Below are 24,526 nucleotides of genomic sequence, written 5' to 3'. Positions count from 1 at the left end.
GTTCTCCGGCAAGATCCTCGCGCCCGCCCACCTGCCCCAGGAGCAGTCGCAGCGGGCCGGTCACGTGCCCACCGCGATCAACATCCCGTGGAGCAAGGCCGCCAACGAGGACGGCACCTTCAAGAGCGACGCCGAGCTCGAGAAGCTCTACGCCGAGCAGGGCTACGACGAGAGCAAGCCGACCATCGCCTACTGCCGGATCGGCGAGCGCTCCAGCCACACCTGGTTCGTGCTGCGCGAGCTGCTCGGCCGGTCCGACGTCAAGAACTACGACGGCAGCTGGGTGGAGTACGGCTCGCTCGTCGGCGTCCCGATCGAGAAGTGAGCCAGACGGTCCGCGGCTCCTTGCTGCGGTAGCGGGCGGGGGTCGCGCCGAGGCGCCCCGGATAGCGAGTCGGACGATGTGCCGGGTGGCGCTGGGCTGGCGGCGCGCTCAGTCCTCACCGTAGTGCGGCCTCGCCGTCTCTTCCCCCGATGATGGAACAGCATGACGACTAACCGTGCTAGTACAGTGTGAGCGCTGGTCTGCCCTGCGTTGGGTGTGCCGACGTGTGTGAAGCGGTCTCAGCGATCGATCGATGGGGAGATGCCGGTGCGACCGTTCGGTGACCTGGAAGCTGTGGTCATGCAGTGCCTGTGGCGGCGAGGCGCGCCGGCGACCGTCCGCGAGGTGCTCGGTGAGCTGAACGGCTCGCGCTCCCTCGCGTACACCACCGTCATGACCGTCATGGACAACCTGCACCGCAAGGGTCAGCTTCAGCGGCAGATGGAGGGGCGTGCCTGGCGCTACACCCCCACCCGCACGTGGAGTGAGCACTCGGCGGCGCTTCTCCAGGAAGTCCTCGAGGAAGCGAGCGACCGGGACGAGGTGCTGATGCACTTCGTCGCCGATCTGGACCAGGACGGGGTGGCGAAGCTCCGCGCGGCCGTGGAAGCTGCCCGTCGCGCTGACGCGCCCTGATGGTCAGCGCAGGCCTGCTCGCCTTCGCGATCGTCCTGGCCGTCCTGGCGCCCAGGATGGTCAGCGCAGCCTGGGCTGATCGCGCACCCCGGCTCGCGGTCTGCGCTTGGCAAGCGACCTCGGTCGGGGTCGTGCTGGCGACGGTCCTCGCCGGCTTGACACTGCTCGTGCCGGCCACCGCGATCAGCGGGGGACTCGCTGCGTTCCTCGACGCCTGCGCCACGACGATCGCGAATGTCTACAGTTCGCCCGGTCAGGTGCCCGGGATCGTGCTCGGCGGGCTACTGGCCGTTGTGGTGCCCTCGCGTCTCGCCTTTGTGACGGTGAGGCAGGTCCGGCGTGACCGTCTGGAGCGACGGCGGTTGCGGTCGTCGGTGCTGTTGGGTGCCCATCCCAGTCCCTTGCTGGGTGCCCACGTTGTGGACTCTTCTCAGGCGGCCGCCTTTTGCATCCCCGGTCGGCACCGCACGATCGTGCTGACCAGCGCTGCCCTTGAGGGGCTGTCCGATGAGGAGCTGGCCGGGGTCCTGGCACACGAACGGGCGCACCTGCGTGGCCGCCACCACCTCCCTGTGACCGCGGCCCGCATCCTCGGTCGCGCGTTCCCGCGCCTTCCGGTGTTCGCCCATGCCAGGGCGGAAACCGAACGGCTCGTCGAACTCTTGGCCGACGATGCCGCCGCACGCGAGGTCGACCGGGTCGAGGTTGCGTCTGCGTTGGTCAGCCTGGCGGGCATGAAGGCTCCGGCCGTCGTCATGGCGGCGGCGCAGGCCGCGGGGGCGGTCCGGGTGAACCGGCTGCTCAGGCCTGTTCAGCCCCTTGCGCCGATCCATGGGTTCCTCGCCGTTGTCACCGCCGCCTTGGTCGTCGCTGCGCCCCTGGCCGTTGCGCTATGGCCCCTGCTGTCCGCTGCGTCGAGCGGGCTGTGCCTGCTGCCCGGCGAGGCGTGGTGGGCCTGAGCGGCCAGCACCATCACATGACTGCGCGACTGCCGCTTTGTGCTCGATCGATGGGAGTCCGAATGTCGCCGATCGCCCTGCTCCCTTGCCGGGATGGCCGGCCCTGCAACACGGTGGCGGGTCGCGGGGGTCGTGGCCGGCGCCACGCAACCGTTGCCGTGGCCATCGCCGGTGTGCTCCTCGCCGCCGGCTGCACGGGTGACACTGGCGACGCCGCGGCCGGTCCGGACGGTGATGACCTCACCCTCGAGCACGTGCACGGACTGGGGGTGGACCCGGCGGACGGCGCTTTGTACGCCGGCACTCACTACGGTCTGATGAAGGTGTCGCCGGACGGGGAGCTGAACCGGGTCGCCGACCGCATTCAGGACTTCATGGGCTTCACCGTCGTCGGCCCGGAGCACTACCTCGCCAGCGGTCACCCGGGGGAAGGACAATCCGGTCCGAGCAGCCTGGGCCTGATCGAGAGCACCGACGGCGGACAGACCTGGACGACGTTGTCGCTGGCCGGTGAAGCGGACTTCCATGCCCTCGATGCCACCCGGGGGCAGATCTACGGCCACAGCGGCGGCAGGTTGCTGGTGAGCGAGAACGGAACCGAGTGGACCGATCGGGGCGAGATGAACATCGCCGACCTCGCCGTGGATCCGTATGTCTCCTCGCGAGTACTGGTGACCACGGAAGAGGGTCTGGCCCTCAGCGAGGACTCCGGTGAGACCTTCGAGGTGGTTCCGGAGAGCCCTGTCTTGTTGCTCGTCGACTTCTCCTTGAGCGCCGGTGAGGCGGTGGGCATCTCGCCGGAGGGCATGGTGTATGCCAGCACGGACGGCGGACAGACATGGATGGAGCGGGGAGATGTCGGTGCCGCGCCGGAGGCGCTGGGCGTGAACGGTGAGGACGTCTACGTCGCCGTTGACGGTGTCATTCTCATCTCGACCGATGGTGGAGCGACCTTCACGGACCTGTACCGGGGGGAGTAATGAAGCCGCGAGGGCTCGGCGTACTGCTGGCGCTCGGCCTGCTCGCCGGCTGCACTCCCGATGCAACCTCGGCCGGCGACTCCGTAGCGGCTCCGGGCTCAGGGAGGCTGCCCGTGGAGACCGCGCCACCCTGCGAGGAGCTTCCCGAACAGCCTGCGGCTCCAGACGCCGAAGCTCTGCCATCGCTCACGTTTCCGTGCCTCGGCCCCGGTCCGGACGTCTCGTTGGACCGCCTGACCGGTCGACCCACCCTGGTGAACCTCTGGGCGACGTGGTGCCTGCCCTGCCGAGAGGAGATGCCGTTGCTGCAAGAGGCCTACACGCGTCACGGGCACGACGTGCGTTTCCTCGGCATCGACACCCAGGACGACCCGGAAGCAGCCGCGGCATTCCTGAGCGATCTCGGAATCGGCTATCCGCACGCGGTCGACTCGGACGCCGAGCTTCTGCGCGAGCTCGGGGTGCGGGGCCTGCCCGTGACGCTCGCGGTTGATGCAGAGGGGCGTGTGGTTGACCGTCGAGTCGGTCAGTTGACGCCGGAGGAACTGCAAGAGCTGATGGACACTCTGCTGTCCTCAGCCTGAGGAAGGGCCTCTGCGGCTGGCGTCAGGGTTCCCGGTCCGAGCTCGGGGGAATCAGGTGTCGCGCAAATCCTGCAGTCGCTGGCGGAACTCTTCGCTGTCCAGCTCGCCGCGGGCATACCGCATCCGGACTTCGTCCTCGGCGGACCGGTCCTCGCGCCCACCGTTGCCCCCTCGGTGTGCCGGTTCAGGGCGGCGGACTGCCTTCACCACGAGGACCACGGCTATCGCGACCAACGCAATCAGCAGGACCGTCCACAGGAGCATGCCCAGGCCCATGCCCCACATCCCCATCATGCCCATATCTCCACCCACTGCGATGACCTCCTGGTGATTCTCGGCAGGCTGGTACTAAATAACATAGTAAGCTTGTCTCGCGGGGGCTTCCGGGCGGGGCCGCTCCCGGCTGAGTCGATGGTGCCCGTCACCGCCCCGAGCTATCCGTCACGGGCGCCGGTTTCGCTGAAAGGGCGGTCCGTGTACGGAAGGAAGGACGGATCTCGCCGGTCACCACTCCTACCTCGACCGCACTGTGCTGACAGCGGGTCGCGTCCCTCCGCGAGTACGGCGGGGGGTATCTGCGTTGGGCCGGACTGAGCGACTGAGAGGCGGAGGCGCCGTGGAACCGCTGGAGGGGCAGATGTCCGAGGGGTACATCCGCCGCAAGGACGATCACCTGAAGCGGCTACGGCGGATCGAGGGTCAGGCTCGCGGGCTTCAGCGGATGGTCGATGACGAGGAGTACGGCATCGACATCCTCACCCAGGTCTCCTCCATGACCCGGGCCCTGCAAGCCGTGGCGCTCGGTCTGCTGGACGAGCATCTACGCCACTGCGTTCTGCAGGCCGCCGACCGCGGTGGCCGAGCGGCCGAGGACCAGCTTCGGGAGGCATCGGAAGCCATTGCCCGGCTGGTGCGGTCGTGAGCCAGTGGCAGACCTCGCCAGAGGGACGGCGCGCCCCATAGACCTGCCATCAACGATCGAGAGGACATTCGTCCGATGAGTACTTCGACCTACACCGTGGTCGGCATGACCTGTGGGCACTGCGTCTCTGCTGTGACCGAGGAGGTGAACGAGCTGCCCGGCGTCACCGCCGTGCAGGTGGATCTGGCCACCGGGGGGCTCAGCGTCACCAGCGACACCGCAGTTGATGAGTTCGCCGTACGCGCGGCTGTGGAAGAGGCGGGGTACGCACTGGCTGACCGCTGACCGCTGACCGCTCAGCTGCCTGGCGCCGCCGTCGTGAGGACGAGGGCGGGAGCTGTGCGCCAGGTTGGCCGCCGGGCGTCCTCCCATGACCGGCAGGCCGGCGGTGCTGCCACCAGCCACCTGCCCGGCAACCCCGCTACCAGGAGGATCGATGAGCTCCGCAACCCGTGATGGCACCACGCCTACTGGGGAAGAACAGGTCGAACTGGCGATCAGCGGCATGACCTGCGCGTCCTGCGCCGCACGGATCGAGAAGCGGCTGAACAAGCTGGACGGCGTCACGGCCACGGTCAACTATGCGACCGAGAAGGCGAAGGTCAGCTATGCCCCGGGTGTGACTCCCGAGGACCTCCTGGCGGCGGTGCAGAAGGTCGGCTACACGGCCCGGCTGCCGGAGCCACCACGGTCGGCGGCGGACGACATCGAGCCCGGGCCGGCGGCCGACGACGACGTGCGCGAGCTGCACCACCGGCTGCTGGTCTCGACCGCGCTGACGGTCCCGGTGATCGCCATGGCGATGATCCCGGCCCTGCAGTTCACGTACTGGCAGTGGTTGTCCCTGACCCTGGCCGCTCCGGTGGTCGTGTGGGGTGGCTGGCGGTTCCACGAGGCGGCCTGGGCCAACCTGCGCCACCGCGCGGCCACCATGGACACCCTGATCTCGATGGGCACGCTGGCCGCTCTCGGCTGGTCGGTCTATGCGCTTTTTTTCGGGACCGCCGGCGTCCCGGGCCTGACCCACGAGTTCGAGTTCTCCGTCGCGCACACCGACGGCAGCGCCAACATCTATCTGGAGGCCGCCTCGGGTATCGCCACCGCGTTGCTCGCAGGGCGCTACTTCGAGGCGCGCGCCAAGCGGCGTTCGGGTGCGGCGCTGCGCGCACTCCTCGAGCTCGGCGCCAAGGAGGTGTCCGTCCTGCGAGACGGGCAGGAACACCGGATCCCCGTCGACCAGCTCGCGGTCGGTGACCTGTTCGTTGTCCGGCCGGGGGAGAAGATCGCCACCGACGGCGTGATTACCGAGGGAGCGTCCGCGGTGGACGCGTCCATGGTCACCGGTGAGTCGGTACCCGTGGAGGTCGGGCTCGAGGATGCGGTCGTCGGCGCCACGGTCAACGCCGGTGGTCGTCTCGTCGTGCGCGCGACCCGGGTCGGTGGGGACACCCAGCTGGCGCAGATGGCACGACTGGTCGAGGAGGCCCAGAACGGCAAGGCCGAGGTCCAGCGCCTGGCCGACCGCATCTCCGGGATCTTCGTCCCGATCGTCATCGCACTGGCAGTGGCGACCCTGGTCTTCTGGCTCGCCATCGGCGGGGGCGTCGGCATGGCCTTCACCGCGGCCGTCGCCGTGTTGATCATCGCCTGCCCCTGCGCCCTGGGTCTCGCCACTCCTACAGCGCTGATGGTCGGTACCGGCCGTGGGGCTCAACTGGGCATCCTCATCAAGGGTCCGGAGGTGCTCGAGTCCACCCGCCGCGTGGACACCGTCGTCCTCGACAAGACCGGCACGGTCACCACCGGGCGGATGACCCTGCTCGACGTCGCCGTCGCTTCGGGAGAAGACGTCAACGAGGTGCTGCGGCTCGCCGGCGCGCTGGAGAACGCCTCGGAACACCCGATCGCTCAGGCCATCGCCGCCGGTGCCGCGCAGCGGACGGGGCAGCTCCCGAGCGTGGAGGGCTTCACGAACATCGAGGGGCTCGGCGTTCAGGGAGTCGTGGACGGCCACGCGGTCCTGGTAGGACGCGTCCGGCTGTTCGCCGACTGGGCGCAGCAGATACCCGCCGACCTCCAGCAGGCCAAGGCTGCAGCCGAGGAGGAGGGCAGGACCGCCGTCGTGGTCGGCTGGGACGGCGCTGCCCGCGGCGTCCTCGTCGTGGCCGACGCCATCAAGCCGACCTCGGCCCAGGCCATCCGGCAGTTTCGCGACCTCGGACTCACGCCCATCCTGCTCACGGGGGACAACGAGACCGTTGCCCGCTCGGTCGCCCAGCAGGTCGGCATCGACGAGGTGTTCGCCGAGGTCCTCCCGCAGGACAAGGTCGATGTCGTCAAGCGACTCCAGGACCAGGGCAAGGTCGTGGCGATGGTCGGTGACGGGGTGAACGACGCCGCCGCCCTTGCTCAGGCGGACCTCGGTCTGGCCATGGGGACCGGCACGGACGTCGCCATCGAGGCCAGCGACCTGACGCTCGTCCGCGGCGATCTCCGAGCTGCAGCGGACGCCATCCGGCTCGCACGGAAGACGCTGTCCACCATCAAGGGCAACCTGTTCTGGGCCTTCGCCTACAACGTCGCCGCACTTCCACTGGCGGCCGCCGGGCTGCTGAACCCGCTCATCGCCGGGGCGGCGATGGCCTTCAGTTCGGTGTTCGTCGTCTCCAACAGCCTGCGGCTGCGCCGGTTCAAGGCTCTGGCGTCGGACCGTGTCGACGGGGGAGCCGTGGCGGACCGCTCGCCGGAGGGGGCGCCCGTGACCGACGGGCCGGTTCCGGATCCCAGCATCTCCTCCCGCTGAGGTCCTGTCGGCGGCCTGGCGAACGGGGCGGCGCCGAGGAAGCCGATCGGGCGTCCTCCCGGCTGATCCGGGAGGCGCCTGATCGGCGTTCCCCGGTGCGAGCTACGGGTGCCCGGCGTCCGCAGCGGACTGCCGCGGTCGGCGTCGGAACGCCGTCCCCACCAGGATGAGGGTTGCCAGGGCGATGACCGGCAGATCCCCGGAGCGGGCGTACGGCGTCAACCCGACGCGCAGCGGAATCCTCTCCCTGAGGAGCGCTGCTGTCCCCAGGTCGCTCCTGGCGATCACCTGTCCGCTGGGCAGGATGACGGCGGAGTAGCCGGTGGGCGCAGCCTGCAGGACGGTGCGGCCGAACTCTCGGGCCCGTAGTCGAGCTGCGGCGAGCTCGGCTGCCGGCACCTCCTCGGTGACGAAGGATGCGGCGTTGGTGGGAACCAGGACCACCTGTCCGCCCGCAGCCACGGCCTCCTGCACCCGGTCGGCGAAGAAGACCTCGTAGGAGATGACCACCCCGAGCGGCCCGGCGGGTGACTCGAGGAGTGCTTCTCCTTCGCCGACGATCGCGTCCCGCGGGACCAGCGCCGTGGCATCGGTGACCTTCTCCAGGAGGCCTCGGGCGGGAATGTACTCCCCGAACGGCACCCGGTGCTCCTTCTCGTACCGGGCCAGCCGATCGCCGTCCGGTCCCCAGAGGACCGCAGCGTTGCGGAATCCGTCGCCCTCGGTCTCGACGATGCCGACGACGACAGGTGCGCCCAGCTCCCGGGCCAGCTCGGCCAGGGCAGCCCCTGTCAATGTCGCACCGATCGGCCCGTCGACGTGGACGACGTTCTCCGGGAGCAGTACGAGATCGGGGGAGCCGCTGACGTCCCGGGCCAGGTCGAGATGGCGCTGGGTGACTGCGTACGCGTCGGAGTCAACCGCCCGCTCCCCGAGCGGACCGCCGCCCTGCACGACGACCGCATCCAACGTCCCCGCGTCACGAGTCGTGAGGTTCGACCCGACGGCGACCGGGAGGACGCTGACGGCCAGAGCCCCGCCGGCAGCAACGGCCCGGCGACGTCGATCCGGCAGGACGAACAGCGCCGCAAGCGCGACTCCCGTAGCTGCCGCCGCGCCGGTGACCAGGAGCGAGCCACCGAGCGCGGCGGCGCCGAGAAAGGGCCCGTCGGGCTGACTGAGGGACAAGGCGACGAGCGGAAAGCCGCCCAGCGGGAACCGGGCCTGAACGGCTTCGAGCAGCACGAGGGCAGCCGGGAGCGCCCACCATCCACCGGACCAACGGCCGTGCGCGGCAGAGGGAACCAGTGCGGCGGCCCCGGCGAGCAGTCCGGCTTCGAGGGCCGCCACTCCGAGATACCCGGCGACGTGGAACTCGAGCAGCCACGGGAGCGTGGCCCCGTAGAGGACCAATCCTGTCGTCGCGCCGAGGAGGAGCCGGTCCCTCAGCGGCCGGTTGTACAACGCGACGGTCAGCGCTGCAGCGCCCACCGACAGCAGTGGCCACCACCCACGGGGCGGCGCGGCCAGTGCCCAGGCGGCGCCGGCAGCAACGGCGAGGGCCATGCCTGCCAGCCGGGTGACCCTCTTGCCCTCCGGTGGGACCTGGGCGCCCGTGGGTGCCCGGTCCGACGTCACGGGCGGGGATGGTTGCCTCACCGGCTCCTCCCCGTGCCTGGCGAGCGGGGAATCGAGGCCCGAAAGTGCACCCGAAGGCAGAAGAAATCCCGGTGAAGAGGACCTCGGCCGCGCTCACCCTGGTCCCGGTTGGATCCCGCCCTCACCCGGCAGCGGCGAGCTCGGTGAGGTCCTCGGCGTACTGCTCGGGTGTCGTGCCGCCGGTGTAGACGATCGAGCGGTCGCCCGGACCCCAGACATAGACGGCACCAGCGTGGTCGATCCCGTACTCCTGGTGGGCATCGTCCCCGTCGTGGGGATGCGCCGGGGCGTCGGAGACGGCGGGGACCTGCGCGGTCTCGGGGAGGTACAACTCGGTGAGCGCAGCCGCGGTGGCTTCGTTTCCCCCGATGAGCCCGGTGAACTCCGGGTCGAAGCGGTCGAGCCACTCGCGCAGCTTCTCGGGCGTGTCCCGGGCGGGGTCCTCGGTCACGAACACGACCTGCACCCGGTCCTGTACCTCTGGCGTGAGCATGTCGTGCGCGAGCGACAGGTCGGCCATCGTCGTGGGGCAGACGTCCGGGCAGTGGGTGTAGCCGAAGAACAACATGGTGATCTCGTCCTCCGGCCGGTCGCCGATGTCGAACGGCTCACCACTCGTTGTGCGCAGCTCGAGGCTGGGACGAGGCCGCGGGGGATCCATGAGTGTGCCGTGAAAGCCGTCGTCGTCGGCGATGATGGATACCCCGTTCGCTGCATCCGCATCCCCCGGGTCCCCGGCGTCCGCACCGCAACCGGCCAGCACCAGGCTGCCGAAGAGAACCGCAACGCTCGCTGCCGTGCCACCGCGGACCACGCGCACAGGACCTCCCGGGAAGTACAGGCGGCCGCGACGGGATGCTGACCCCTAGGCGACATAGTAAGCAGCGGCTCGTGAGGCCAGCCCACCCGTCAGGTGAGGGCAGGAGCACACGGTCACCAAGCCAGACGCGCTGACTCAGGGTGGCATCCCGGTGTGAGGCCAGAAGCGGGGACCGGCCTTCACCCGGTGCAGAGACGTGGACGGTCGGCCGGACCGGCAGTGTCGTCGGCCGGACCGGCAGTGTCGTCGGCCGGACCGGCAGTGTCGACAGAGGAACCCGACGGACGCGAGTACCGAGTACGAGTCCGGGTAGTAGTCGAGGGTCCGGCTGCCACGATCTGTTCAAGGGAGTGCCCAGTGCGCGTATCCGACGTCATGACCGCTGACCCAACCTGCTGTTCGCCGGAGACGACGGTCCGGGAAGCCGCCGAGCTGATGGCCGACAACGATTGCGGCTGCCTGCCCGTCGTGGACGACGCCCGCCACGTCGTCGGCGTGGTGACCGATCGGGACATCACCTGTCGGTGCGTGGCCCAGGGCAAGGACCCAGAAACGCCGGTCGCCGAGGTGATGACATCCCAGGCCAGCTGCTGCGGTCCCGACGACGACGTCGATGAGGTCGCGCGGATCATGAGTGACAGCAAGATCCGGCGGGTGCCGGTGGTCGATGCCGGCGGCTGCTGCGTCGGCATGGTTGCCCAAGCCGATCTCGCCCGTACGGACCAGCAGCAGGCCGGGAACGTCGTCGGGGAAGTCTCGGAGCAGAGCCAGTCGTCCTCACGGGCCTGAGAGGGAATCCTCCAGCCGCCGGGCGGATGAGACCGTGGTCGGTCGTGCCGCGGGCACCGCCCAGCGGCATGTGCGGGGCAGTGCCATCCGCTCTGATCGCCTCCGCACGGAAGGACCGCGATGACCGTCGTAGACACCATCGAGACATCGAGCCTGGGCGACCGCAGCTACCTGGCGACAGACGGCGAGGTTGCGGTGGTGGTGGACCCGCAGCGCGACATCGACCGGGTGCTGGCCCTGGTCAACGCACAGAGGCTGCAGGTGACCCACGTGCTGGAGACGCACATCCACAACGACTATCTGACCGGCGGACTCGAGCTCGCCGCTCGGACGGGCGCCGTCTACGTCCTGCCGGCCGACAGCGGGGCGGAGTTCGACCACCTCAGCGTCGAAGACGGTGACGTGCTGGAGGCCGGGGCGATGCGACTCCGGGTCCTGCACACCCCCGGCCACACCCACCACCACGTCAGCTACGCCCTCCACGAGGCCGACGGGCAGGCCGTCGGCGTGTTCACCGGTGGATCGATGCTCTTCGGGGCAACTGGGCGCACCGACCTGGTCAGTCCGGAGGACACCACCGGCCTAACCCACGCCCAGTACCACTCGGTGCAGCGGCTCGTCCGCGAGCTGCCGGCCGAGGCGGAGGTCTTCCCCACCCACGGCTTCGGCAGCTTCTGCTCCGCGACTCCGACCAGCGGCACCGCCTCGACGGTGGGGGAGCAGGTCGGGGCGAACCCGGCCCTGACGCTGGCGGAGCAGGAGTACGTCGACGCCCTGCTGGCCGGACTCGACGTCTATCCGGCCTACTACGCGCGGATGAGCCCGATCAACCGCAGTGGCCCGCCGGCGGTGGACCTCTCCCTCCCACAGCGGGTCGACGGCGCTGAGCTGCGCCGGCGGATCCAGGCCGGGGAGTGGGTCGTGGACCTGCGTCACCGAGTGGCCTTCGCGGCCCATCACCTGCCTGAGTCGCTGAACTTCGAGCTCGGTACCAACCTCGTCACCTACCTCGGCTGGCTCTACCGCTGGGACGCCCCGCTCACCCTGATCGGGGAGAGCGAGCACCAGATTGCCGACGCTCGCCGAGAGCTGATACGGATCGGCATCGACGAGCTGGCCGGCGCCGCTATCGATGACATCGAAAGCCTGGCCGATGACGGGGCGCTGCGTTCGTACCGGGTGAGCGACTTCGCCGGCCTGGCCACCGAGCTCGAACGCGGACCGGTGCAGATCCTCGATGCTCGCCGCGACGACGAGCGCGCCGCCGGGTTCGTTCGGAGCTCGCGGCACATGCCCCTGCACCAGCTCGCCGACCGGCTCGATGAAGTTCCCCAGGGCGAGGTCTGGGTCTACTGCGGGTCGGGCTACCGGGCTTCCATCGCAGCGTCGGTCCTCGACCGACCCGGCCGCCAGGTCGTGCTGGTCAACGACGACTACGGCAGCGCCAAGAAGGTCGGGCTGGAGGACGAACCCCGTGGTGGAGACCGACGGTGGTGACGGCGGACTCATGCGCTATCGGGATCGATTCCCCCGGTCTGAAAGTGCGCGGCAGTGAGCACTGGAGAGCAGGACGCCGCACCTGTCCCGCGGGCTCGGCAAGGAGGAGAACGTGACCACCACTGAGCTGATCGTCGTCGCCGGTGGCGTCGCCCTCACGGGGGCTCTGGCCTGGTACTTCTTCGCCCCGCGCAAGGCCACGCATGCCGAGGTCCACGACGGGCGTCAGGTCGTCGACATTACCGTCAAGGGCGGATACTCACCGAGCCTCATCCGGGTCGAGGCCGGCTCCCCGGTGCAGCTGCGGTTCCATCGCCAGGAGAACAGCGACTGCACAGCCCGGGTGGTGTTCCCCGACTTGCGCAAGAGCGCCTCGCTGGCCGCCTTCGGCACGACGACGATGGATCTCGCCATCGACCAACCCGGTGAATACGGTTGGGCCTGCGGGATGAACATGCTGCACGGCACCCTCATCGCCGAGGAAGGCGGCGAGGGTGACGGGCTCCGCGCCAAGGCCGAGCGGCCCGAGACCCCCTTGGCGTCACCAGAACAAGGCGGCGGCGACGTTGTCGAGGCCGCCCGAGGCGTCACGCAGGAGAACCGGGAGACCGCTCGCGCCGTCGGCGTCGGACCCCGGGTCGACGACGTCGCGAGGTGCGAACGGGCCGAATTCCTGCTGCCCGGCGCGCTCCGCAGCCTGCCCACCGACGTGGCACGTGCTGAAGCGCAGCTGCGAGCTGTCGGGGGCGTCGACTCCGCCCAGGTGAACTTCGGCGCGGAACGCGCGGTGATCATGTACGACCCGACGCTGGTCGACGTGGACGGGCTGACGGAGGCGGTCGCGGCCGCCACCGGCTTCCCAGCCCGGCTCCGGGCGGAACCCGGAGCCGCGTCGACCGAGAACGCCGAGGCGGAGGCGCACCGCGAGGAGGTTCGCGACCTGACTCGGCGCGTCACCGTCGGTGCAGTTCTGAGCCTGCCGGTGGTGTACGCGACGATGGTCGGGCACTTCATCGGCGGCCAGTACGTGCCCGACCTCCTCGAGAATCCGTACATCCAGCTGCTGCTGACCCTGCCGGTGTTCTTCTGGGTCGGCTGGCCGATCCACACCACCGGATGGCGGGCGCTGCTCAATCGCAGTGCCGAGATGAACAGCCTCATCACGCTGGGGACCATCGCCGCGTTCGGCTACAGCCTCGTGGTCACTGTGGTGCCAGGGGTCCTGCCCGAGGACGTGCGCGAGGTCTACTACGAGGTCGTCTCGGTCATCATCACGCTGATCCTCCTCGGCCGGCTGGTCGAGGCCCGCGCCCGGGCCGGCACCGGTGACGCCATCCGTGCCCTCGTCGAGCTCACCCCGGCTACGGCCCGCGTGCTCCGTGACGGCGAGGAGGTCGAGGTCGGCGTCGACGAGGTCGAGGTCGGCGACGACGTGCGCGTCCGACCTGGCGAGAAGATCCCGGTCGATGGCGAGATCGTTGACGGCGGCTCCACGATCGACGAGTCGATGGTCACGGGTGAGAGCGTCCCGGTCAGCAAGGCGGCCGGCGACGAGGTCATCGGTGCCACGGTGAACCAGACCGGCGCCTTCACGATGCGGGCGACCAGGGTGGGCTCGGAGACCGCCCTCGCCCAGATCATCAAGCTGGTCCAGGAGGCGCAGTCCTCCAAGGCACCGATCCAGCGGCTCGTCGATGCCGTCGCGAGCTACTTCGTGCCGGCGGTGGTCTTCATCGCCATCGCCACGTTCGTGTTGTGGTTCGTGTTCGGCCCGGCCCTGACCCTCGCTGTGATCGCTACCGTCAGCGTGCTGATCATCGCCTGCCCGTGTGCTCTGGGGCTGGCCACCCCCCTGTCGATCATGGTCGCTACCGGCAAGGGCGCCCACGCGGGGGTTTTGATCAAGAGCGCCGAGGCGTTGGAGACCGCCCACAAGCTGGACACGGTGGTGCTCGACAAGACGGGCACGATCACCCGGGGCGCACCGGCGCTGACCGACGTGATCGCTGTCGCCGGGCAGGACGAGCGAGAGGTGCTCGGTCTCGTGGCCTCTGCCGAGGCGGACAGCGAGCACCCGCTCGCCAGTGCGATCGTGGCCGGAGCCCGTGAGCGCGGACTCGACCTCGTGCGACCGACCGCCTTCGACTCCGTCACCGGCAAGGGTGTTCGGGCGACGGTGGACGGACAGGAGGTGTTGATCGGCAACGGCCGCCTGCTGCGGGACGCCGGCATGGGGACCGGCGAGCTCCAGGAGCATGCCCATCGGCTGGCCGATGACGGGAAGACCCCGATGTTCGTCGCCGTCGCGGGACGGCCCGCCGGGCTCATCGCCGTCGCCGACACGATCAAGCCGGACTCGGTCGCGGCCATCCAGGCGCTGCAGGACCTGGGACTCGAGGTGGCGATGATCACCGGCGACAACGAGCGGACGGCTCACGCGGTCGCCCGCCAGGTCGGTATCGACCGCGTCCTCGCCGAGGTGCTGCCGGAGCAGAAGGCCGCCGAGGTCCGCAGCCTGCAGGACGAGGGCAAGCTCGTGGCGATGGTCGGCGACGGTATCAACGACAGCCCTGCACTGGCCCAGGCCGACGTCGGTATCGCCATCGGTACCGGCACCGACGTCGCCATCGAGGCCGCCGACGTCACGCTCATGTCGGGCGAGCTGAGAGGTCTGGTGAGTGCGATGGCGCTGTCCAAGGCCACCATGCGCAACATCCGGCAGAACCTGTTCCTGGCGTTCGGGTACAACACCGCCGCGATCCCCATCGCCGCCGGCCTGCTCTACCCGGTCACCGGCGCCCTGCTCTCACCGATGATCGCTGCCGCTGCCATGGCACTGTCGAGCATCAGCGTCGTGGTCAACGCCGCCCGGCTCAACCGGTTCACCCCGCCGCGGGTCGTCGCCACCGTCCACGAGGACCGCGGGACGACGGCCAAAGATCCCTCCACCGGTGCTGTGCTGGCTCCCCGGGAAGCGAAACAACGGTGACCAGTCGTGCTCCTGATCTCCGCCGCAACGGTGTTCGGGATGCAGATCTCGCAGCGCGGGCCCGGTGGCACTAACGCCGCGGAGCGACCGTAGAGGAGTGACGACTGCGATCTTCCGGCGTACTGAGCCAGGTGTGTTCCAGGTGCAACCAGCGACGACCACCCAACCGGCCGGCCAGACGCCCAGTTATCAAACGAGGTGGGGACCGGGAAGCTCCCGACAGTCGCGGCGCGCGACCGCGTCGTCCGGTAGTGGCGGCAGCAGCGCCCACTATCCAGTATAGTAGGCGAGTCCCGCGGCTCCGCCGTGCGGTGACACCATGCCGCCGGCCGGCCTCCCGGGCTCCTGTTTCTAGGGCGTCCATGGGCGGGAGTGCCTCTGGTGGAAAGCAGCGACCACGTCGCGGACTGGCAGCGCGCTGTTCGCTGAGTTGGCCACCGGCGCCTCCGCGGCCTCGGATGCACGTAGAAGGAGAGCCGTGGGCAAGGACCAGGAAGCTCGCAAGGACCGTCGGGCTAGTGGATCAAGCCGATCCGGGGGCCGTCCCGGAGGACGCGGCCGTCCGCAGGCGAGCGTTGTCACCGCGCAGCGACCGTGGGGACTGATCGCTGCGGCGATCGCCGTGGTCGTCTTCGCCGCGGCTGTCATCAGCTATGCCGTGGTGCAGGTCGACAAGGCCGAGGCCATGCGTGTCGATTCCGTCGAGGAGATCGACGGCATCGAGGTGTTCGACTACGCCGCCGGCCAGGAGCACGTGAGCAGCGAGGTCGACTACGACCAGACGCCTCCGGTGGCCGGGCCGCACGACGGGGTGTGGGCCGACTGCACTGGGACCGTGTACGAGGTCGACATCCGGCACGAGAATGCCGTGCACAGCCTCGAGCACGGCGCTGTGTGGATCACCTACGACCCGGAGGTGGTCTCCGAGGACGACATCGCCCTGCTCGCCGAGGTCGCTGACGAGTCCGGCCGGATGCTGTCGCCCTACGTCGGCCTGGATTCGCCGATCAGTGTCCAGTCCTGGAACCACCAGCTGAAGGTCGACTCTGCCGCCGATCCACGCATCAAGCAGTACGCCGATTTCATGACCTTCAACGCCGAGCTCTTCCCCGAGCCGGGTGCCACCTGTCAGAGTCCGCAGTTCCTGGCCGACCCGCTCGTGGAGGACGGCGCCGCTCTCGACCCCGACTCCGGGACGTCGGCGCCGTGATCAGCTCGGCGCCCCGCGCACGCACCGCCAGGTGGAATCGCCGGCGCGTCAGCGGGAGCGATCGACAGGCCATCCAGTTCCAGACGAGTGCCGTGCCGGGCGAGCGAATCGGCGATCAGACCGGTGGAGAGGGATGGTGACGGGAAAGACGACCGCTCGGTCGGGGTATCGCCCGCTGCGGGCTTTTCTGGGCGTGGTCATCGCAGTCGGGCTGCTGCTGCTCGGCGGCGGAGCGGCTGTGGCACTCGGTCTGGGTCGGGACGAGGCGCCCGGCGCGGATTCCGTGGACGCCGGCTTCTCGCGAGACATGTCCCGCCATCATCTGCAGGCAGTCGAGATAGCCAACCTGGCGTTCGAACGCACCGAGGATCCAGAGATCCGCCAGATGGCGTTCGACATCTCGGCCACACAGACCAATCAGGCCGGGCGCATGCAGGGCTGGCTGTCGCTCTGGGGGATCCCACCCACTGGTGGTGAGTCGATGGCCTGGATGGCGACCGACGAGCACGCCGGCCACGACGCGGCCATGGGGGCCGGCGGCCCGATGCCAGGCATGGCCACCGAAGAGGAGTTGACGGAGCTGCGGGATTCGTCGGGCACGGCATTCGACCGACGCTTCCTGCAGTTGTTGATTCGTCATCACCAGGGTGGTCTGGAGATGGCGGAGTCGGCTGCGGATCGCGCCGAGGAGCAGGCGGTGCGCAGTCTCGCGGGCACGATCGCCAAGACGCAGGCTGCCGAGACCGTCACGATGACGAAGATGCTGAGCGCCCGCGAAGGCGAGCCCTGACCCGAACCCTGAGGCGGGGCCAGGCTCTGCACTCCCTGGTGGGATCGGCGGAGAGCACTTCCTCGGATCGATCTTGGACGATCAGGAGCCTGCTGAAGATGGGTCCTTCCGGCCGCAGCCCCTTCCTATCCTCGGCCTCGCGACAGGCGTCCTGCTGGGCCCTCCTGTTTCGCCGAACCTCGCGCTGCCTGCAGATCGCCCCGCTCGGTCGTGGGCCGACGGTGCCTTTGCTGGTCACCCCGGCCGCCGTTACCTGACCGTGACAAACTATTCGCTGTCGTAGTAGCGTCTCGCCCGGTCCGACCGAGCCCACGCCCCTCGACCGAGGGGCCTCGGCCGGATCCCGCCGAACTGTCGTCGATGACCGTCACGACGGACCGGGGACCCACCATTCCCTCGGGGTGAATCCTGCGCACTGCCCGGTGCCAGGTAGGGCGCCTTCCCGCCCGAACCCGTCAGCTAACTCGGTAGGCGGCGCGAAGGAAACGGAGCTCGTCGCGTTGGCGACCCTGCATGCACAACCTGTCCGCGACGACCTCTCGCCACGTGAGCGACCTGAACCCCTCCGCCGGCGACGCCCTCTTGGCAGGACCATCGCGGGCTCCACGCTGGCTGCCCTGACTAGCGTCGCAATCAGCATTTCGATGACTCCAGCCGTCGCGGCACCGGGTGACGAGGCTGCAGCCGCACGGTCCGACCGTGACGCAGCGGCAGCTGAGGTGCGACGTCTCGAACAGCTGGTCGCCGAGTCGGAGGACGAGCTCTCGCGCTTCACCGTCGAGGCCGAGGCCGCAGCGGACACCTCTCGGCAGGCACAGGAGGAACTCGCCGCCGCACAGGCCGCAGCGTCCGCCGCGGAGGCAGAACTCCAGACCGCCACAGCCGCGGTGGACCAGGCGCGGGCCGGAGTCGCCCGTCTGGGCCGGGAGACCTACATGCGAAGTGATGCCCTGGAGACTGCGGCGGCCTTGCTGGACTCGGCCGGCCCGGCGGAGTTCCTGCAGCGAGCGTCCACCCTCGAGATGCTGACCGACGATCGCGCGGCCGAGCTCACCGAGTTCCGTGCGCTGGAGCGGGAGAAGGCCGAGGCTGGACGTGCTGCACAGACGGCCCTTTCAGAGCGCGACCAGGCGGCGGCCGGAGCGGCTGAGCTCGAGGCCGCCGCGCAGGCGCGGCTGGTTGAAGCCAAGGACGCCTACGACAGCGTCACCTCCGAGCGAGCTGCACTGCAGGGCCGGCTGCAGCAGGCCGAGATCGCACTGCTCGAACTCGAGGGCGCCGCTGACGGACGAGCCGCGTGGGCGGACCGGATCAACACGGAGAACGCGCAGAGAGACGCACAGGCTGCCGCTACAGCGGCGGCGGCTGCCAGTGGTCGCGCAGTGGCTCCCACCACCGGTCGCGTGACCTCCTGCTACGGCTCTCGCTGGGGAACCATGCACTACGGGGTCGACATCGCCGCGCCCATCGGCACGCCGATCTATGCGCCCGAGGCGGGGCGGGTCCTCCAGGCCGGTCCGGCCAGCGGCTTCGGGCTAGCCGTATACGTCCAGCATCCCGACGGCTCGATCACTGTCTACGGGCACATCAACGACTACTTCGTCCAGGCCGGCCAACAGGTTTCGATCGGCCAGCAGATCGCCGAGGTCGGCAACACCGGCCAGTCAACTGGCCCTCACCTGCACTTCGAGGTGCGTACCGGTGGGCTCAACGCCAACCGAGGCAACCCGATCCCCTGGTTGGCGGCGCGCGGGGTCTCTCTCGGCGGAGGATGCTGAGCGATCGGCAATCTCGTCACGGTAGGCATCTCAGGGGCGGAGGGGGCTCATGGGCATACCCGTCCATGAGCCCCCGCTTCTGTGCGGCCGGATCTTTCGCCGGTCCGCTGGCAGCAGCCCCGGGTTGCCTGGAGCGGGCCGGATGCGCGTCGCTGCGTCAGCCCGGAGGCGGGGCGACGGTCGAGCCCGGGACGGTGCCCGGCTGGTTACCTGGTCGCCGCGTGGGCCGCCAGAAGTGGCCCGCCAGCACTACGACTGACAGGACGGCGCTGACGGTCAGCAGCGGCGGGATCAGATGCGTCCACGAATCAATGCTCGCCACGGAGGTGCCAACGCCGACGTACAGCACCGACCACGGCACGAGCCCGACTGCGGTCCCCAACAGGTAGGGGCCGAGCCGGACGCCGCTCAAGCCGGCCGCGTAGCTGACGAAGACGAACGGGGCCACTGGCATGGCCCGCGCAACGAGTACCGAGACGAAGCCTCGTTGGCTCACTGCCCGGTCCAGCCGAGCCAGACGCGCGCCGGCCAAGCGGACTACGGCGTCGCGGCCCAGCCAGCGGCTCAGGACGAAGCCGGCCAGACCACCGAGCATTCCGCCGGTCATCACCACCGCGAGCCCCGCAGGGAAGCCGGCAACGGCACCGACCAGGACGGACAGCGCCGTCCGGGAGATCGGGGTCAACAACGCAACGGCGACCCCGAGGACCACCATGGCCCACCTCACCCCGCCGCCCTCAGATAACCAGGCGCGCATACCTTCGACGCTCGGCAGGTCGACCGATACGGCAACCGCTGTGCCGATCAGCAGGACCACCACCGCGGCAAGGACACGCACCGAGACGCGCCGGGGGAGTGGGCTCATCCCGTCACCCGGATAGGTGGCTGCCCCGTCGTCCGGCTGGAGCGGCGCGCCTTCCCGAGGTGTCGCCTGCGGACCAGTCGCATGAGGGGACCGACCAGCAGGACCAGCGCCATGGCCGCGAGCACCGGTACATCCCCCGTGTACACGGAGTAGAGACTATTACGTCTGGTAGTAGCCGACCGTGGGAGTGCCCCGGCACGGTCAGGTCAACTTCGGTGAGCTCCGACACCAATAGTGCTCCCAGTACTGCACCGACTTGAACTCCACGAAGCATCGCTGCTGAACGACGCTGCGACTCGGCCGGTGAACACTTGGGCGACCCGCATCAGGGTTGGGATCATCTCCTCCGTCGGCAGGTCGTCCCGCCGAACATCGCGAACTCTCCGGATGGCATCTCCGGCAGCCCCAGGCGCCGTCGGTTTGTCTTGGCGGCTTGCTACTACGTGGGCCAGTACCCTGAGATCGGTTCGTGAAGGGGGTGATCGTGCCAGTGCGCAAGCTGTGGATCCTGTTGTTGTTCGCCGGTGTCCTGTCGATGCACGGCGCCCAGTACGTCCTCAACGAGCCGGGGGGCAGGGACAGCGCCACGGCGGGCGCCGACCACTGGATCGGTCACCCATCCGCAGCGTCGACCGCGTTCAGCTCAGATTCTTTGCTCAGCGGTCCGCCCGTGGCCGCCCCCATCGAGCATGTGGCGGCAGTAGCCGGGATTCCGACGCCGGGTGACGCACCAGACCATGGTCTCACTGACCACACGTGGTCCCTGTGTCTCGCGATCCTTCTGGCCGGGATCGTCGCTCTCCGGGCAACGAGTCGACTTCGGCGCGGTGCCTCGTCGGTCCGGTGGGCCGTCGAACGCGGGCGACGACTGTCGATGGGCTGGTTCAGGCCTCCACGACCACCGGAACTTGCGTCGCTGTGTCTTCTGCGGATCTAGGCCGACCGATCTGGACCCCGCCGACCAAGGCGTCGGAGGGATCAAACGGCACGCCTACACCGCAACCAACAGGAGACTGCAATGACCCGCACCACTGCACGACTCGTCCGGCTCACCGGCGGACTCATCGCCGGGACGATCATCCTGACCGGCTGCTCGGACAGCTCCGGTGGCTCCTCCGCCGGCAGCAGCTCGGCGGCGGAGAGTCCTGCGACTGAGGAAGCAAAGTTCAACGATGCTGACGTCGCCTTCGCGCAGGGCATGATCCCGCACCACGAGGGGGCGCTCACCATGTCAGAGGTCGCTGCCGAGCGAGCCACTGATCCCCGGGTCGTCGACTTAGCCGACCGCATCGAGGCCGGGCAGGACCCGGAGATCGATCTGTTGACCGGGTGGCTCGAGGAATGGGGGGAGCCGCTGGAGTCCAATGGCATGGGCGGCATGGACCACGGCTCCGACGACATGGGCGGCATGGACATGAAAGAGATGCCCGCCGCGGGTCCCGAATTCGACCGGATGTGGCTGCAGTCCATGATCGAGCACCACAGGGGTGCTGTGGAGATGGCACAGACCGAGCTCGAAGATGGACGGAACACTGAAGCGCTCGAGCTGGCCCAGCTGATCAGCGAGACGCAGATGCAGGAGATCGCCGAGATGGAGGCCCTTCTCAGCGAGCTCGGCGGCTGACATCCAGCCTGGTGCTGCCGGTCACTGACCGGCAGCACCAGGTGCCTGTCACCCTCCAGCTCCAGCCTCCCAGGGCATCCGTCGGTGAGCCGACGCAGCGGGCTCCGATTGATGTGGTCAGTCAGCGACCGCTCACCTGTGTGATCGGCTCCTCCCGCCGCTGGCTGCCGCAGCTTGTCGCTCGGCCGATGACGACCGTCGACCTGGGGCCGGGACCATTCCCGCCCGTGGGCGTCCGTGGCTTGCGGATCCCTACGGGGCGGCACGGCCTTCTCGATGCCTGCCGGGTGCACTGCCGGCGGAGGGGCCCATCTCCCCACCAGGACAGGCTGCGACGATCCGCCGCCCTCGACCGTTGCCGCTGTCAGAGGCGCACTCCCCTTGCGGTGAGGGTGTGATGGACCAGCCCACTTGACCCCTACGGTCAAGGTGTGAACCCCAACGCCATTCACAGCGTGGAGCTGTCGGGACACGACCTGATGATGCTCAGGGCAGGGCTGAAGGCTTACCTGCAAGCGTTCACACAACACCGCCAGGTCGATGAGGGCGCCACCCACCCTGACGACGAGTGGCGGCGGCTCCAGCGGCAGGTCGGGCACCTCATGTGGCGGCTCGAGGAAGCGGGCGTCGAGACCGGGACCACCGTCGTGCACAGTGATGAAGCCGTGGACCCGGACGGTTAGGCGACCCTTCCGGCAGTCCCCAGTGACCAGCAGAGTCCCCAGGGCGATGAGCAGTGCGCCACCGACCCGCGTGGCGGTGGGCGCGTGCCGGCGGGCGAAGCCGGAGAGGGTCAGGGCGCGGCGGGCGCCGAGGGCGACCAGGACGAAGGGGATACGCAGCACCCGGCGGTAGGCGGCGGCGAGCACGGCGCCTCGGCCCGCGCAGGGCTGGGTGTACGCGAGGATCGAGCTGGCTCGGCTCATCAGCGAAATCCAGACCCGGAGATGCAGCAGCTGCTCACCGAGATCGGCGGCTGATCCATCGCACGTGGGGTGCGGTGAGGTCGGGGCTAACCGCACCCCGCCAGCCGGGTGCCTCTGGCGTCTGGCGGGCGCCCGGTGAATGTCGTCCCTGCTCGCCGAGTGTTCGACGCACTAGCCCGCGGGTACCGGCATCATCCGTAGATCCGTACGGCCATCGCTCGCGCCAATTAGAGCGGCGATCCGCACGGCAGGGCCGCGAACGGGTGCGGGGCGCAGCAGGTGCGGCCGGAAGCCTCAGGCGGCAGAGAGGATCTTGATGGACTGGCTGGTGACGGCCGCAGGTGCAGTGCTGGTGCTGTTCGTGCTGCGGGACATGTTCCACACCATCTGGCACCCCAGTGGGCAAGGGTCGCTCAGCCGGCTGGTCATCCAGCTGGTCTGGCGGGGGTCCCGCGTCATCAAGAGCCGCCGGCGACAGAGCTCGGTGGTCGGTCCCTTCGCGATCCTGTGCGTGATCCTGACGTGGATCACCATCATCCTCGCCGGCTGGACCTTGGTGTACTGGCCCCACATGTCCGACGGATTCTCCTTCGGCTCGAGCCTGCAACCGTCCGAGCGAAGCGACATCCTGGACTCGCTGTACCTGTCCCTGGTCACGGTGGCAACACTCGGCTACGGCGACATCGTGCCGGCTTATGCCTGGCTGCGGCTGGCCTCGCCGCTGGAGGCCCTCATCGGCTTCTCACTGCTGACCGCTGCGGTGACCTGGATCCTGCAGATCTATCCGGCTCTGGCCCGCCGCCGGACGCTGGCGATCCGCCTGTCCCTGCTCCGCAAGGCCGAGGCCGCCCAGGCCCTGTCTGCGATGGACTCCTCTGCGGCGGCCACGCTGCTGGAGACGCTGGCCGGCGAGCTGGTCCAGGTCCGTGTGGACCTCACCCAGTACGCCGAGACGTACTACTTCCGCGAGGCCGACGACGTGGCGTCCCTGCCCGCGCAGCTGCCGTACGCGCGTGAGCTGGCGGACCGCGCCGCTTCCTCTGGTCGCGACGACGTCCGGCTGTCCGGCACCATCCTGAGAGGAGCCGTCGAGGACTATGCGTACCTGCTCACCCAGCAGTTCCTGCCCGCCTCCGGGGATCTCGCGGCGACTCTCCAGCGCTACTCGGACGACCACGGCTACCGGGTGTCCTGAAGCCAACGCCGCGGTCGGTGATGCTCGGGAGAAACCGACCGCCCACCGCGAAAGGTGCATGATCACACCCGCACGTGGCTATGTCGCCGTCCATGGTCTCGAGTTCAGAGGCGGACGTCACCGACGGGCCTCATCCCCACCCCGTGGACCCCGAGCGGGTCGAGGCCGCGCGCCGGCGGTTGCCGTCCCGGGACGAAGCAGCTCAGCTGACCAGCATCCTGAGCCTGATGGCCGACCCCACGCGTTCTCGCCTGCTGTACGCGCTCGACGTGGTCTCGGAGATGTGCGTCGGGGACCTGGCGATGGCGCTCGATGTGAACGAGGACGCGGCCAGCTACGGCTTGCGCGTCCTCCGGACCGCCGGCCTCGTGACCTACCGCAGGGAGGGTCGGGTCCTGTACTACCGACTGGCCGAAGGCTTTCCCGATCCTCTGCGGGAGCACTGCCTGCGACGGCTCATCGAGCTCGCCCAGCGGGCGCCGGAGGAGCCAGACGACGACCGGTGACAGGCCGGCCCGGGAGGCCCCTGCTCGCCGCCCGGCCCTGGGGGTGCTCTCCTTCGGCCCCGGGCACGGACGACGAGCAGGTGCTGCGTCAGCCGAGGGAGCTGAGCAAGTCCCGGCAGGCTGCTTCACAGCGCCGGCACGATTCGGCGCACACCCGGCAGTGCTCGTGCATCTCTGCGTGCTCGGCGCACTCGTCGCCGCAGGCCTTGCACGCTGCCGCACACGCCTCGAGCACAGCACGGGTGACGTTCGCGTCGTAGCCGGTGTGCCGGGAGAGGACGCGGCCGGTCGTGTCGCAGACGTCGGCGCAGTCCAGGTTGCTACGGATGCACTTGGTCAGTTCGGCGACCATGTCCTCACTGAGACAGGCATCGGCGCACGCCGTACAGGCCTGGGCGCATTCGAAGCAGGCCTCGATGCACTCCTGCAGCTTCTGGCGGTCCACCCCGCCCAGGTCCTTGGGGTAGGTCTCGAGCATCTGACTCGCAACGCTCACGATGGCTCCTCCCTGTGCCGGCGTGGCGGACCGCCCGCCGTCGGGCACCGGCGCCCGCGGCCATACCCGCGCGTCCGTACGGATAACGCCTCCTCCGTCGGGTAGTCCCACCAGGTCCACGATGTGCCGCGGAGCCGCTAAGTCAGGGGAGAGGAATACCCCGGCGGGGTACC

Annotated in this window: 24 protein-coding genes and 1 riboswitch; of the genes, 19 read left to right on the top strand and 5 right to left on the bottom strand. The window is 69.3% G+C overall.

Annotation, left to right across the window (positions count from 1 at the left end; translation table 11 throughout):
• The 5 genes from E9565_RS13595 to E9565_RS13575 all read left to right on the top strand — a co-directional run.
• The coding region (locus E9565_RS13595; protein ID WP_255726056.1) for a sulfurtransferase at positions 1–325 on the top strand (325 nt) is incomplete at its 5' end.
• Between the two features lie 261 nt (positions 326–586).
• Positions 587–961: a BlaI/MecI/CopY family transcriptional regulator gene (locus tag E9565_RS13590; RefSeq protein ID WP_236827468.1), complete on the top strand. Its 375-nt coding sequence runs from the start codon at positions 587–589 to the stop codon at positions 959–961.
• Complete coding sequence (locus E9565_RS13585; RefSeq protein WP_236827469.1) at positions 961–1,920, top strand: M56 family metallopeptidase; 960 nt, start codon at positions 961–963, stop codon at positions 1,918–1,920. Before E9565_RS13590 ends, E9565_RS13585 begins: the two co-directional genes overlap by 1 nt.
• A gap of 158 nt (positions 1,921–2,078) precedes the next feature.
• Positions 2,079–2,900, top strand: a complete 822-nt coding sequence (locus E9565_RS13580; protein ID WP_236827470.1) for a F510_1955 family glycosylhydrolase — start codon at positions 2,079–2,081, stop codon at positions 2,898–2,900.
• A 113-nt stretch (positions 2,901–3,013) separates the two neighbouring features.
• Entirely contained in the window at positions 3,014–3,484 is a 471-nt protein-coding gene (locus tag E9565_RS13575; RefSeq protein ID WP_236827471.1) for a TlpA disulfide reductase family protein, read from the top strand.
• 51 nt (positions 3,485–3,535) lie between these two features.
• Here the strand turns inward: E9565_RS13575 and E9565_RS13570 are convergent, their stop codons facing one another.
• Positions 3,536–3,760 (bottom strand): SHOCT domain-containing protein, encoded by a 225-nt coding sequence (locus E9565_RS13570; RefSeq protein WP_236827472.1) that lies wholly within the window; start codon positions 3,758–3,760, stop codon positions 3,536–3,538.
• A 361-nt stretch (positions 3,761–4,121) separates the two neighbouring features.
• On the opposite strand from E9565_RS13570, the gene E9565_RS13565 reads away from it, so the two are divergent.
• From E9565_RS13565 to E9565_RS13555, 3 genes are all read left to right on the top strand, one after another.
• Positions 4,122–4,406 carry a metal-sensitive transcriptional regulator gene (locus tag E9565_RS13565; RefSeq protein ID WP_113801691.1) on the top strand — a complete coding sequence of 95 codons (285 nt, stop codon included), beginning with the start codon at positions 4,122–4,124 and terminating at the stop codon, positions 4,404–4,406.
• A gap of 75 nt (positions 4,407–4,481) precedes the next feature.
• The gene (locus E9565_RS13560; RefSeq protein WP_236827473.1) at positions 4,482–4,691 is read left to right on the top strand and encodes a heavy-metal-associated domain-containing protein; all 210 of its coding nucleotides are present in this window, start codon (positions 4,482–4,484) and stop codon (positions 4,689–4,691) included.
• A gap of 151 nt (positions 4,692–4,842) precedes the next feature.
• Entirely contained in the window at positions 4,843–7,209 is a 2,367-nt protein-coding gene (locus tag E9565_RS13555; RefSeq protein WP_236827474.1) for a cation-translocating P-type ATPase, read from the top strand.
• 102 nt (positions 7,210–7,311) lie between these two features.
• Here the strand turns inward: E9565_RS13555 and lnt are convergent, their stop codons facing one another.
• The gene (gene lnt, locus E9565_RS13550) at positions 7,312–8,847 is read right to left on the bottom strand and encodes an apolipoprotein N-acyltransferase (RefSeq protein ID WP_236827475.1); all 1,536 of its coding nucleotides are present in this window, start codon (positions 8,845–8,847) and stop codon (positions 7,312–7,314) included.
• Between the two features lie 142 nt (positions 8,848–8,989).
• Positions 8,990–9,688, bottom strand: coding sequence for an SCO family protein (locus E9565_RS13545; RefSeq protein WP_236827476.1), 699 nt, complete (start codon positions 9,686–9,688; stop codon positions 8,990–8,992).
• 357 nt (positions 9,689–10,045) lie between these two features.
• Here E9565_RS13545 and E9565_RS13540 point away from each other — a divergent pair, with 357 nt between their 5' ends.
• The 6 genes from E9565_RS13540 to E9565_RS13515 all read left to right on the top strand — a co-directional run bounded on the left by E9565_RS13540 (position 10,046) and on the right by E9565_RS13515 (position 18,741).
• Positions 10,046–10,477: a CBS domain-containing protein gene (locus E9565_RS13540; RefSeq protein WP_113801667.1), complete on the top strand. Its 432-nt coding sequence runs from the start codon at positions 10,046–10,048 to the stop codon at positions 10,475–10,477.
• A gap of 120 nt (positions 10,478–10,597) precedes the next feature.
• On the top strand, positions 10,598–11,974 hold the full coding sequence (locus E9565_RS13535; protein WP_113801668.1) for an MBL fold metallo-hydrolase: 1,377 nt from the start codon (positions 10,598–10,600) through the stop codon (positions 11,972–11,974).
• A 112-nt stretch (positions 11,975–12,086) separates the two neighbouring features.
• Entirely contained in the window at positions 12,087–14,963 is a 2,877-nt protein-coding gene (locus tag E9565_RS13530) for a heavy metal translocating P-type ATPase (protein ID WP_236827478.1), read from the top strand.
• Between the two features lie 478 nt (positions 14,964–15,441).
• Positions 15,442–16,173: a DUF3105 domain-containing protein gene (locus E9565_RS13525; RefSeq protein ID WP_113801670.1), complete on the top strand. Its 732-nt coding sequence runs from the start codon at positions 15,442–15,444 to the stop codon at positions 16,171–16,173.
• Between the two features lie 133 nt (positions 16,174–16,306).
• The gene (locus E9565_RS13520; RefSeq protein WP_113801671.1) at positions 16,307–16,963 is read left to right on the top strand and encodes a DUF305 domain-containing protein; all 657 of its coding nucleotides are present in this window, start codon (positions 16,307–16,309) and stop codon (positions 16,961–16,963) included.
• A 334-nt stretch (positions 16,964–17,297) separates the two neighbouring features.
• A riboswitch (cyclic di-AMP (ydaO/yuaA leader) is annotated at positions 17,298–17,451 on the top strand.
• A gap of 231 nt (positions 17,452–17,682) precedes the next feature.
• Positions 17,683–18,741, top strand: coding sequence for a M23 family metallopeptidase (locus E9565_RS13515; protein ID WP_236827481.1), 1,059 nt, complete (start codon positions 17,683–17,685; stop codon positions 18,739–18,741).
• Positions 18,742–18,898: 157 nt separating this feature from the next.
• Here E9565_RS13515 and E9565_RS13510 read toward each other — a convergent pair whose 3' ends face one another.
• Complete coding sequence (locus E9565_RS13510) at positions 18,899–19,561, bottom strand: TVP38/TMEM64 family protein (RefSeq protein WP_166509679.1); 663 nt, start codon at positions 19,559–19,561, stop codon at positions 18,899–18,901.
• Positions 19,562–20,075: 514 nt separating this feature from the next.
• Here E9565_RS13510 and E9565_RS23585 point away from each other — a divergent pair.
• From E9565_RS23585 to E9565_RS13490, 5 genes are all read left to right on the top strand, one after another.
• Positions 20,076–20,543 (top strand): DUF6153 family protein, encoded by a 468-nt coding sequence (locus E9565_RS23585; RefSeq protein WP_374201738.1) that lies wholly within the window; start codon positions 20,076–20,078, stop codon positions 20,541–20,543.
• Between the two features lie 81 nt (positions 20,544–20,624).
• The gene (locus E9565_RS13505; RefSeq protein ID WP_113801674.1) at positions 20,625–21,230 is read left to right on the top strand and encodes a DUF305 domain-containing protein; all 606 of its coding nucleotides are present in this window, start codon (positions 20,625–20,627) and stop codon (positions 21,228–21,230) included.
• Positions 21,231–21,661: 431 nt separating this feature from the next.
• Positions 21,662–21,913: a hypothetical protein gene (locus tag E9565_RS13500; protein ID WP_113801675.1), complete on the top strand. Its 252-nt coding sequence runs from the start codon at positions 21,662–21,664 to the stop codon at positions 21,911–21,913.
• 559 nt (positions 21,914–22,472) lie between these two features.
• A complete protein-coding gene (locus E9565_RS13495) occupies positions 22,473–23,351 on the top strand; it encodes a potassium channel family protein (protein WP_113801676.1) in 879 nt (292 codons plus the stop codon).
• A gap of 143 nt (positions 23,352–23,494) precedes the next feature.
• Complete coding sequence (locus tag E9565_RS13490; protein WP_236827483.1) at positions 23,495–23,857, top strand: helix-turn-helix transcriptional regulator; 363 nt, start codon at positions 23,495–23,497, stop codon at positions 23,855–23,857.
• Positions 23,858–23,945: 88 nt separating this feature from the next.
• Here the strand turns inward: E9565_RS13490 and E9565_RS13485 are convergent, their stop codons facing one another.
• A complete protein-coding gene (locus tag E9565_RS13485) occupies positions 23,946–24,353 on the bottom strand; it encodes a four-helix bundle copper-binding protein (RefSeq protein WP_113801677.1) in 408 nt (135 codons plus the stop codon).
• Positions 24,354–24,526: the final 173 nt, after the last annotated feature.

Source organism: Blastococcus sp. KM273129 (assembly GCF_021698995.1).
Taxonomy (GTDB): domain Bacteria; phylum Actinomycetota; class Actinomycetes; order Mycobacteriales; family Geodermatophilaceae; genus Blastococcus.
Note: the sequence above shows the minus strand (reverse complement) of the source record. Positions and strands in the feature narration are given on the sequence as shown.

What these genes read in the sequence shown, in the direction of transcription:
- E9565_RS13590 (WP_236827468.1), top strand. Translation starts at nt 587, where the DNA reads ATGCCGGTGCGACCGTTCGGTGACCTGGAAGCTGTGGTCATGCAGTGC.
- E9565_RS13585 (WP_236827469.1), top strand. Translation starts at nt 961, where the DNA reads ATGGTCAGCGCAGGCCTGCTCGCCTTCGCGATCGTCCTGGCCGTCCTG.
- E9565_RS13570 (WP_236827472.1), bottom strand. Translation starts at nt 3,760, where the DNA reads ATGGGCCTGGGCATGCTCCTGTGGACGGTCCTGCTGATTGCGTTGGTC.
- E9565_RS13565 (WP_113801691.1), top strand. Translation starts at nt 4,122, where the DNA reads ATGTCCGAGGGGTACATCCGCCGCAAGGACGATCACCTGAAGCGGCTA.
- E9565_RS13560 (WP_236827473.1), top strand. Translation starts at nt 4,482, where the DNA reads ATGAGTACTTCGACCTACACCGTGGTCGGCATGACCTGTGGGCACTGC.
- E9565_RS13555 (WP_236827474.1), top strand. Translation starts at nt 4,843, where the DNA reads ATGAGCTCCGCAACCCGTGATGGCACCACGCCTACTGGGGAAGAACAG.
- E9565_RS13535 (WP_113801668.1), top strand. Translation starts at nt 10,598, where the DNA reads ATGACCGTCGTAGACACCATCGAGACATCGAGCCTGGGCGACCGCAGC.
- E9565_RS13520 (WP_113801671.1), top strand. Translation starts at nt 16,307, where the DNA reads ATGGTGACGGGAAAGACGACCGCTCGGTCGGGGTATCGCCCGCTGCGG.
- E9565_RS13505 (WP_113801674.1), top strand. Translation starts at nt 20,625, where the DNA reads ATGACCCGCACCACTGCACGACTCGTCCGGCTCACCGGCGGACTCATC.
- E9565_RS13495 (WP_113801676.1), top strand. Translation starts at nt 22,473, where the DNA reads ATGGACTGGCTGGTGACGGCCGCAGGTGCAGTGCTGGTGCTGTTCGTG.